Genomic DNA, 8598 nt, shown 5'->3' on the forward strand with positions numbered 1-8598 from the left:
CATGCGCGTTGAGCGAGAATTTGTATCGATCCAAACTTCGTATGCGCTTGCTGCATGCCATCTCCTCCCTGGTGCTGCTTCCGCTTTTTTAAACCGAGTAGCAACGGCCGACAAACCAAAAAACAAAAGCTGTTCTTGCTCTGAATTCAACTACTGGAGCCTGGAGCCAGAGCGATCCCCGCCTTCGCGGGGATGACGACTGGATTATTGCGAGCACTGCACGAACAGTATTCGTCAGACCTCGCGCACCACATTCAACACTTCGTGGCAGGCACCCATGGTGTGGTAATCGGTCTTGCCGGCCGGGCTCTTCTCGTCGTCGTACTTGCGGTTGTCGGCATCGAGGATGCGGAACCACGCGCCGTAGCGATGATCAACGAAGTACTGCCATGAGTACGCCCACAGCCGCTCGTACCACTCCCAGTAGCCGGCATCGCCGGTGCGCTTGGCCAGCAGCGCGGCGGCGGCCAGCGACTCGGCCTGCACCCAGAAGTACTTGTCGTCGTCGCAGACAAAGCTGTCACCGCCAATCGCCGCACCGTCCATGTTGGGCTGGCGACGCGATTCCGGTGCAAAGCCGTAATACAGGCCGCCACGCAGCGCATCCCAGGAACGGGTTACCGCGGTATCGAACAGGTGCTTTGCCGTGGGCACCAGCCAATCGGCATCGACATGACGGTCGAGGATCATCAGCAGCTTGGCCCACTCGGTCTGATGACCGGGCTGGAAACCCCAGGGACGGAACAGGTGCTTGGGATTGTCCAGGTTGTAGTCCCAATCGATGTTCCAATCGGTGTCGTAATGCTCCCAGACCAGGCCGCCGGCCTTGGCCGCCTGCCGGCGGGTCATGTTGTCGGCAAGCTGCAGTGCGCGTTGCAGGTAGCGTTGTTCGCCGCTGGCCTCGAACGCGGCCAGCATGGCTTCGCACATATGCATGTTGGCGTTCTGGCCGCGGTAACCGGTGAAGTTCCAGTTGGCGTCGGCTTCGTCGCGGTACAGGCCGTGCTGCGGCTCCCAGAAGTGGCGCTCCAGCAGCTGCCAGGTCTCGTCCATCCATTCACGGCCCTGCTCGATGCCGGCCTTCAGCGCGCAGCTATAGGCCAGCAGCACGAAGGCCACGCCGTAGCAGTGGTTCATGTCGTCCTCGACCTTGCCATCGCGCAAGGTCCAGGCGTAGCCGCCGGTGGCCGGATTGCGATGCACCTCGCGCAGGTAACGCACGCCATGCCTCACCGCATCCAGATACTCGGCGGTGCCGTACTCGCGGTAGGCCATCGCATAGTTGAAGACGAAGCGGGTGCTGCTGACCAGGTGGCGATGGCTGCGGTCGTAGATGCTGCCGTCGTCGCGGTAGTAATGGAAGAAGCCGCCATCGGGATCGATGCAATGCGGATGGTAGAAGGCCATCGTGTCGGCGATATGCGCGCGCAGGAAGGCTGGGGAGCGGAAATCGGGCGTGGTGGTCATGCGAGGGCTTCCTGTTGCTGCAGCAGATGCTGTACTTCGTTCAAGGTTGGCATTGCCGCAAAGGCGCCCTTGCGGGTCACCGCCAATGCGCCCACCGCTGCGGCAAAGCGCAGCGTGCCATTGATCGCGTTCGGGGTCTGGCAGAACGCGGCGAAGCCCGCGCCTGCACCACCGCGCTCGACCAGCCCGACCAGTACGCCGCCGACAAACGCATCACCCGCAGCGGTGGTATCCACCGCGTGCACGCGGAAGCTTGGCACTTCGCCCTGGCCATGGCGGGTGTACCAGCGCAGCGTGCCGGCACCGTCGGTGATGATCACCCAGCGTGCCTGCGCGGCAAGCAGGCGCTGCAGCACCTGAGCCTCGCCATCGGTGCCCAGTGGCGCGGCGAGATAATCGAGTTCCTCTCGCGAGAGTTTGATGAGGTCGGCGCGCTCCAGGGCCTGCCACAGGCGCGGCGTGGGATCGACACCTGCTGGCCACAGCGCCGGGCGCAGGTTCAGATCCAGGCTGACCACCGCGCCAGCAGCGCGCGCGCGCTCCATGCCTGCAAACGTCGCCGCGGCAATCTCCGCTTCGGTCAGGCTGTTGGAGCAGACGTGGAAGCAGGCGGTGTCGTCGAAGCAGGCGGACAGGTAGTGCTCGGCGCGGAACAGCAGGTCCGCCGCCGGCGGCCGGTAGAAGCTGAAGCTGCGCTCGCCATGTGCGTCCAGGGCGACAAAGGCCAGCGCGGTCTTGGCTGCGTCGGTGCGCACGATGCAGTCGGTCTCGACCCCGGCCTGCTGCAGGCTCTCCAGCAGGAAGTCGCCAAACATGTCGCGGCCCAGCATGCCGGCGAAATGGCTGCTCGCCCCCAACTGGGCAGCAGCCACGGCGACGTTGGCAGGGGCGCCGCCGGCGTACTGCAGGAACGCGCGCGGGGTGTCCGCCGAGGCCGGCGGCTGCGCTAGTAGATCGATCAAAATCTCGCCGAAACAAACAATCTTGCCCATCTGGCCTTAGTCCTGTTGGGTAACGCCGGTGCTGGTACGCGAACCGACCAGCCCGTAGAAAATGATGTAGCCGTAGCACAGCAACGGCAGTACGAATGAATGGTGCACACCGATGCGGTCGGCCAGCACGCCCTGCAGGAACGGCACCACCGCGCCGCCGACAATGGCCATGATCAACAGGCTGGAGGCCTTGTTGGTCAACGGCCCCAGGCGCTCGATGCCGAGCGCGAAGATGGTCGGGAACATGATCGAGTTGAACAGGCCGATCGCCACCACCGAATACAAGGCCACGTGACCTTCGGTGCCCATGGTCAGTGCCAGCAAGCCCACGTTGATCAGCGCAAACAACGCCAGCAACTTGCGCGGCGAGAAGCGTACCAGCAGCAGCGAACCGGCAAAGCGGCCGATCATCGCCATGGTCCAGTACAGCGACACATAGTGCGTGGCCTGCTGTTCACTGAAGCCGCCGATATTGGGCAGCGACAGGTAGTTGACCAGGAAACTGCCGATCGAGACCTCGGCGCCCACGTAGAAGAAGATGCCCAGCACGCCGAACAGCAGGTGCTTGTGGCGCAGCGCATCGCCATAGCTGTGGCGTGCGCTGTCGGCCTGCTCGCTGTTCTCACTCAGCGCCGGCAGACGGAACAGGAACACGAAAAGCGCCAGCAGGAACAGGGCCACTGCCAGGCCGAGATACGGCCCCTGTACCGACTGCGCTTCCTGCGCGCGGTAGGCCACCTGCTCGGCCAGCGGCAATGCCTTGAGCTCGTCGGCGCTCTTGACCGTGTTGCCGAGGATCAGCATGCCGCCGAAGATCGGTGCGATCGCCGTACCCAGTGAATTCAAGGCCTGCGCCAGCGTCAGACGGCTGGAGCTGGTGCGTTCCGGGCCAAGCAGCGCAACATAGGGATTGGCGGCCACCTGCAACACGGTGATGCCGGTCGCCAGTACGAACAGAGCCGCAAGGAAGGCGCCGTAAACACGCAGCTCCGCCGCCGGCCAGAAGCCGAGTGCGCCGATGCCGGCGATCACCAGTCCCGCCACAATGCCTTGCTTGTAGCCCAGTTTCGCCACCAGACGACCGGCCGGCAGCGACATCAGGAAGTAGGCGCCAAAGAAGGTGAACTGCACCAGCATCGCCTGGGTGTAGTTCAGCTCGAACACCGATTTCAGGTGCGGGATCAGGATGTCATTGAGACAGGTAAGAAAGCCCCACATGAAGAAGATGGTGGTCGCCACCGCCAAGGCCACACGTGTATTGACCACGGGCGCCGACTGGCTTGATGTGGATGACGGCGATGTTGGTATGTGCATGTGGGCTGCCTGGATACGGTAATCGGGAAATGGGGTTGAGGAGTCAGCTTGGTCTTGCTGCACTGCTCTCGCGGATCCGCAGCTGCACCGGTGCGACGGTGCGCATCGGTGCTGCATCGGGGTTGTCCAGGCGCTGCAGCAACAAGGCTGCAGCCTGCCGGCCACGTTCGCGCGGATCTGCGGTCAACGTGGTCAACGGCGGCACTGCGACTGCGGCTTCGGAGATATCGTCGAAGCCGGTAACGGCGAAGTCGCCGCCTGGGCGTATGCCACGCGAGGTCAGGCCCAGCATCAGGCCCAATGCAACCGTGTCGTTGTAGCAGACCGCCGCGCTGGGCCGCTGTGCGCATTCGAACAATTCACCGGTACGTGCAGCCGCTTCCAGACGGTTGGGTGCGGACTCGATCAACCAGTCCGCATGCAAAGGCAAGCCGGCCTCACTCAATGCCTGCTGGTAACCCAGACGGCGCTGCGCGCAGGAACTGGATGCGCCATGCCCGCCAAAGAAGGCGATGTCACGATGACCGCGTTCGATCAGGTGACGGGTTGCCATGTACGCGCCGTGCTGGTTGTCCAGAGTGAGGAAATCCCAGTCCGCGCCGGCCAGTTCACGGTTGAACAGCAGCACGTTCGCATGCGCACCCAATACATGGCGCAGCTCTTCGGCATCACTGCCTTCGGCCGGCGACAGGATGAAGCCGGTCGGCGTGTGTTCCATCAAGGTGCTCAACACCGCCTGCTGCCGCTGCGGTGATTCGCCGGTGCTGCCAAGCAGGGTCACGAAGCCCTTGCCACCCAATGCCTCGTCCACGCCGGAGGCGAACTCGGCGAAGAACGGGTTGGACAGATCGTTGATCACCAGCGCGATCGACGACGAGGTACGCCGGCGCAGGTTTGCAGCGGTGCGGTTGTACACATAACGCTGCTTGCGCAGCTCCGCCTCGACCTTGGCGCGGGTGTCGACATTGACCAGGGGGCTGCCGCGCAGCACCAGCGATACGGTCGCCCGCGACACGCCCACCGCCTGTGCGATGTCGGTGACGGTAACCGCGCGTTGGCCAGCCTTGCGTGCGCCCTTGGCGCCGGTAGAAGTGTCTTTCATCATTTCCGCTGCGGTTCCGGGATGCGCCAAGCCTAAAGGATCACGGCCAGCGCTTGCGCTGCCCGTTCCCTTCTTTCCGGCCTTGGCGCTGCCCGAGCTCACGGCTGGGCGCTGCCCGGGGTGGCGCAGTACGACACCGGCAGGTCCGCCTGTGCGGTGCCCCAACCCTGCTCCGGTGCCTGCGCACCGAGGGTGAAGCGCACATCGCCGCCCTGCTGCAGGCGCTGCCAATCCAGCCACACCGCCGGCTGCGGCTTGCCATCAACCTGCACGCTCTGGATGTACTGCAGGCTGCGCGGATCGGCGCCCGGCGCCTGCAGGCGCAGCGTGCGGCCGTTGCCCAGGGTGATCTCGGCCTTGCTGTAGCGCGGTGCATGCAGCAGGAACTGGCCACTGCCCGGCACTGCCGGGTACAGGCCCAGCGCACTGAACAGGTACCAGGCCGACATCGTGCCAAGGTCATCATTGCCGGTGACGCCATTGGGCGCATTGGTGAACAGCTGCTGCGCCGCGCGAACCACGGTGGCGGTCTTCCACGGCTGGCCGATCAGCGTATACATCCACGGCGAATGCAGGTCAGGCTCGTTGTTCGGATTGTAGCGGTACTGGTTGTAATAGCTGTACGGACCAACCACCCATTCCTTGCGTGCAGCGGTCAGCGGTGACTGCAGCAGCGCGTCATAGGCGAAGAACGCATCCAGACGCTTGCCGGCCTGCTCGCGACCATGCATCGCCTGCAACATGCCGGGCACGTCCTGCTGCACCAGCCACTGGTATTGCCAACCCGTGCCTTCGTGGAAGCCATGCTGCGAGCGCGGGCTGTACTGGCCGTTGGCCGGCGTATACCACTTGCCGTTCTCGTCACGCGGACGCGGGAAGCCGGTGAAGCCGGTTTCGGCATCGCGTACATCCGCATCCCATACCTTGTGCCAGTTGCCACCGCGTGCGCGCAGCGTCGCTGCATCGTCGGCGTGGCCCAGGCCATCGGCCATCTGCGCCAGCGCGCAATCGGCCAGGGCGTATTCCAGCGTTGCCGAGCCGCCGTGGTGCGGGTCCACGTCCATGCCCTTGGACGGGAAGGCACGGTCATAGGCCACATAGCCGTTGGACAGATAGCTGGCATTGCCGGAACGGCCGGCCATACGCGAATTGATCGGCGGCATCTCGAAGGCATTGCGGCGCAGCGCGCCCCAGGCTTCCGCCTCGCGCCCCTTCAGCGCGCCGAAGCGCCACAGGTCGACCATGAACGGCGTCACCGGGTCGCCGGTCATCACATTGGTTTCGAAGTTGGCATAGCCCCAGCGCGGCAACCAGCCACCCTGTTCGTTGATGGCCAGCAGGCTGCGGCCGATATCGCGCGCGACTTCCGGGCGGGTCAGTGCCAGCCACTGGTTCTGCGTGCGGTAGGTATCCCACAGCGAGAAGTACTCGTAGTAGGTCCAACCATCGGCGCGATGGATGACATCATCATAGCCGCGATAACGACCGTCAGCATCACTGCCGGTCATCGGCTGCAGCAGCGCATGGTAGAGCGCGGTGTACAGCACGGTGCGATCATCGGCGCTTGCGCCTTCTACCTTGACGCTGCCCAGTTGTTCGCGCCACTGCGCCTGCGACAGCGCGCGCATGCGATCGAAGCTCAGCAGCTTGCCGCCCTGCATGCCATCGCTGCGCAGGTTGTTGCGTGCGCCTTCGGCATCCACATGCGAGATCGCACTGGTAGCGGTGACGCTGCGGCCGCCGGCCAGATCAAAGCTCAACCACGCGCCATTGGGCTTGGCTTCGCCTTCCATGCTGTGGCGTGCGCCGGGCAGGCCGCCTTCCTCACCCCAGGTGCCATGGGCCTTGAACGGCCGATCGAACTCGATGCGGAACCAGGTGGTGTACTGGTGGCCACCGCAGAAACTCTTGGTGACCAGCTTGCCTTCCACCGCGCGGTCGCCGACCACGTCGATGACGCTGCCGATCACCGAATGGCGCTCGTTGGCCTGGGCCACATTGACCAGCACCTGGCCTTCGCTGACGCCCGCGCTGAAGGTATAGCGCTCGGCGGCGGCGCGGGTCAGCGCGGTGGTTTCCACGTCGATGCCGCGGTAATCGGTCAGGCGAACCTTGTAGTAGCCGGCCTGACCGACTTCGCCATCGTGGCTGTACGCCGAGGCGTAGTTCTTGTGGTCGAAGCGCTTGGGGTCCTTGGTATCGAAATCACCACCGGGACCGATGCTGCCGGTGACCGGCAACACCGAGACCTGCCCGCCCTGCTCCCAGCAACCTGCGCCGGAGATGAAGGAATGACCGAAGCCGCGGATCTTCTCGTCGTCATAGCGCCAGCCGGAGTAGTGGCTGCCGATCGGGCTGACCTGGATCAGGCCGAACGGCGCCGATGCGCCCGGGAAGGTGTTGCCGTCGTCCTTGCTGCCGATGAAGGTATTGACCTCGCGTTCCAGCGCAGCCGAGGGTGCGGCCTGCAGCAGCGGTGCGACGCCCAGCGCCAGCAGGCAGGCTGCCGTTGCCAGCAGGCGGCGGGGAGGTGCGAAGGTCGGCGATCGGCTCATGCGTTGGATCCTTGGGTCGGTCGGTGTGGCGTGGATGGCATTGCGGCAAAGGGTGGCCCGGACCAGCCGGGCCGCTGATGTCCAGCCCATCCGGGAACGGGATGGGGAGAGATGCCAGGCATCAGCAAAAACGGGCGGCCCCGGCACCTGCCCCGACAGCCGTCACGACAGCGGCTGGTGGGTGCGAGTACCGAACAACGGGCCATGCAAAGCGTGCTTGCAGCAATGTTTTCAGTGAGTTGCGGCAGACAAAGGCGCGCCCTGCGCAGCCCCTTCTGCTTTCCCCGCATCACATTGCCCAAAATTTAGATCGATCCAAGTAAAGCATGAGCATTTCGCCCAGCGCATTCTGCGGCGCAACATCGGAGCGAAAACCCCCTGTAGTGCCGAGCCATGCTCGGCAGAGGCCTTCCCGGCAAAGCCCGAAGGCCGCCCTCACCCCAACCCCTCTCCCGTAAACGGGAGAGGGGCTTGTAGTGCCGAGCCATGCTCGGCAGAGGCCTTCCCGGTAAAGCCCCCAACAGCCAACCCCTCCCCAGCCCTCCCCTTGGCCTGCGGCCAAAGGGAGGGAGCCAAGCGTAGTGCCGAGCCATGCTCCGCAAGAGGCCTTCCCGGTCAAGCCCCAAAAGCCCCAACAGCCAACCCCTCCCCAGCCCTCCCCTTGGCCTGCGGCCAAAGGGAGGGAGCCAAGCGTAGTGCCGAGCCATGCTCGGCAGAGGCCTTCCCGGTAAAGCCCCAACAGCCAACCCCTCCCCAGCCCTCCCCTTGGCCTGCGGCCAAAGGGAGGGAGCCAGGCGTAGTGCCGAGCCATGCTCGACAGAGGCCTTCCCGGTGAAGCTCCAAAAGCCACCCACTCCCCAGCCCTCCCATTGGCCTGCGGCCAAAGGGAGGGAGCCAGGCGTAGTGCCGAGCCATGCTCGGCAGAGGCCTTCCCGGTGAAGCCTCAACAGCCAACCCCTCCCCAGCCCTCCCCTTGGCCTGCGGCCAAAGGGAGGGAGACAAGCGTAGTGCCGAGCCATGCTCGGCAGAGGCCTTCCCGGTAAAGCCCCAGCAGCCAACCCCTCCCCAGCCCTCCCCTTGGCCTGTGGCCAAAGGGAGGGAGCCAAGCGCAGTGCCGAGCCATGCTCGGCAGAAAGCATTCCCGGTAGGGCCCCTTGCCGAGCATGGC

General features: G+C 64.7%; 5 protein-coding genes. All 5 read right to left on the minus strand.

Annotation, left to right across the window (positions count from 1 at the left end; translation table 11 throughout):
* Nucleotides 1-234: 234 nt before the first annotated feature.
* The 5 genes from AC1VXC_RS16575 to AC1VXC_RS16595 all read right to left on the minus strand — a co-directional run bounded on the left by AC1VXC_RS16575 (nucleotide 235) and on the right by AC1VXC_RS16595 (nucleotide 7430).
* Entirely contained in the window at nucleotides 235-1467 is a 1233-nt protein-coding gene (locus tag AC1VXC_RS16575) for an AGE family epimerase/isomerase (protein WP_313173634.1), read from the minus strand.
* On the minus strand, nucleotides 1464-2459 hold the full coding sequence (locus AC1VXC_RS16580) for a carbohydrate kinase family protein (protein WP_481538846.1): 996 nt from the start codon (nucleotides 2457-2459) through the stop codon (nucleotides 1464-1466). The genes AC1VXC_RS16575 and AC1VXC_RS16580 overlap by 4 nt, the downstream gene beginning before the upstream one ends.
* A gap of 6 nt (nucleotides 2460-2465) precedes the next feature.
* The gene (fucP, locus tag AC1VXC_RS16585; protein WP_313173632.1) at nucleotides 2466-3773 is read right to left on the minus strand and encodes an L-fucose:H+ symporter permease; all 1308 of its coding nucleotides are present in this window, start codon (nucleotides 3771-3773) and stop codon (nucleotides 2466-2468) included.
* Between the two features lie 43 nt (nucleotides 3774-3816).
* On the minus strand, nucleotides 3817-4875 hold the full coding sequence (locus tag AC1VXC_RS16590; protein ID WP_481538845.1) for a LacI family DNA-binding transcriptional regulator: 1059 nt from the start codon (nucleotides 4873-4875) through the stop codon (nucleotides 3817-3819).
* 98 nt (nucleotides 4876-4973) lie between these two features.
* Nucleotides 4974-7430 (minus strand): GH92 family glycosyl hydrolase, encoded by a 2457-nt coding sequence (locus tag AC1VXC_RS16595; RefSeq protein ID WP_481538844.1) that lies wholly within the window; start codon nucleotides 7428-7430, stop codon nucleotides 4974-4976.
* Nucleotides 7431-8598: the final 1168 nt, after the last annotated feature.

The sequence above is a fragment of the Stenotrophomonas sp. STEN033 genome, assembly GCF_056856655.1.

Coding starts and splice junctions, on each gene's coding strand:
- AC1VXC_RS16575 (WP_313173634.1), bottom strand. CDS start 1,467: ATGACCACCACGCCCGATTTCCGCTCCCCAGCCTTCCTGCGCGCGCAT.
- AC1VXC_RS16580 (WP_481538846.1), bottom strand. CDS start 2,459: ATGGGCAAGATTGTTTGTTTCGGCGAGATTTTGATCGATCTACTAGCG.
- fucP (WP_313173632.1), bottom strand. CDS start 3,773: ATGCACATACCAACATCGCCGTCATCCACATCAAGCCAGTCGGCGCCC.
- AC1VXC_RS16590 (WP_481538845.1), bottom strand. CDS start 4,875: ATGAAAGACACTTCTACCGGCGCCAAGGGCGCACGCAAGGCTGGCCAA.
- AC1VXC_RS16595 (WP_481538844.1), bottom strand. CDS start 7,430: ATGAGCCGATCGCCGACCTTCGCACCTCCCCGCCGCCTGCTGGCAACG.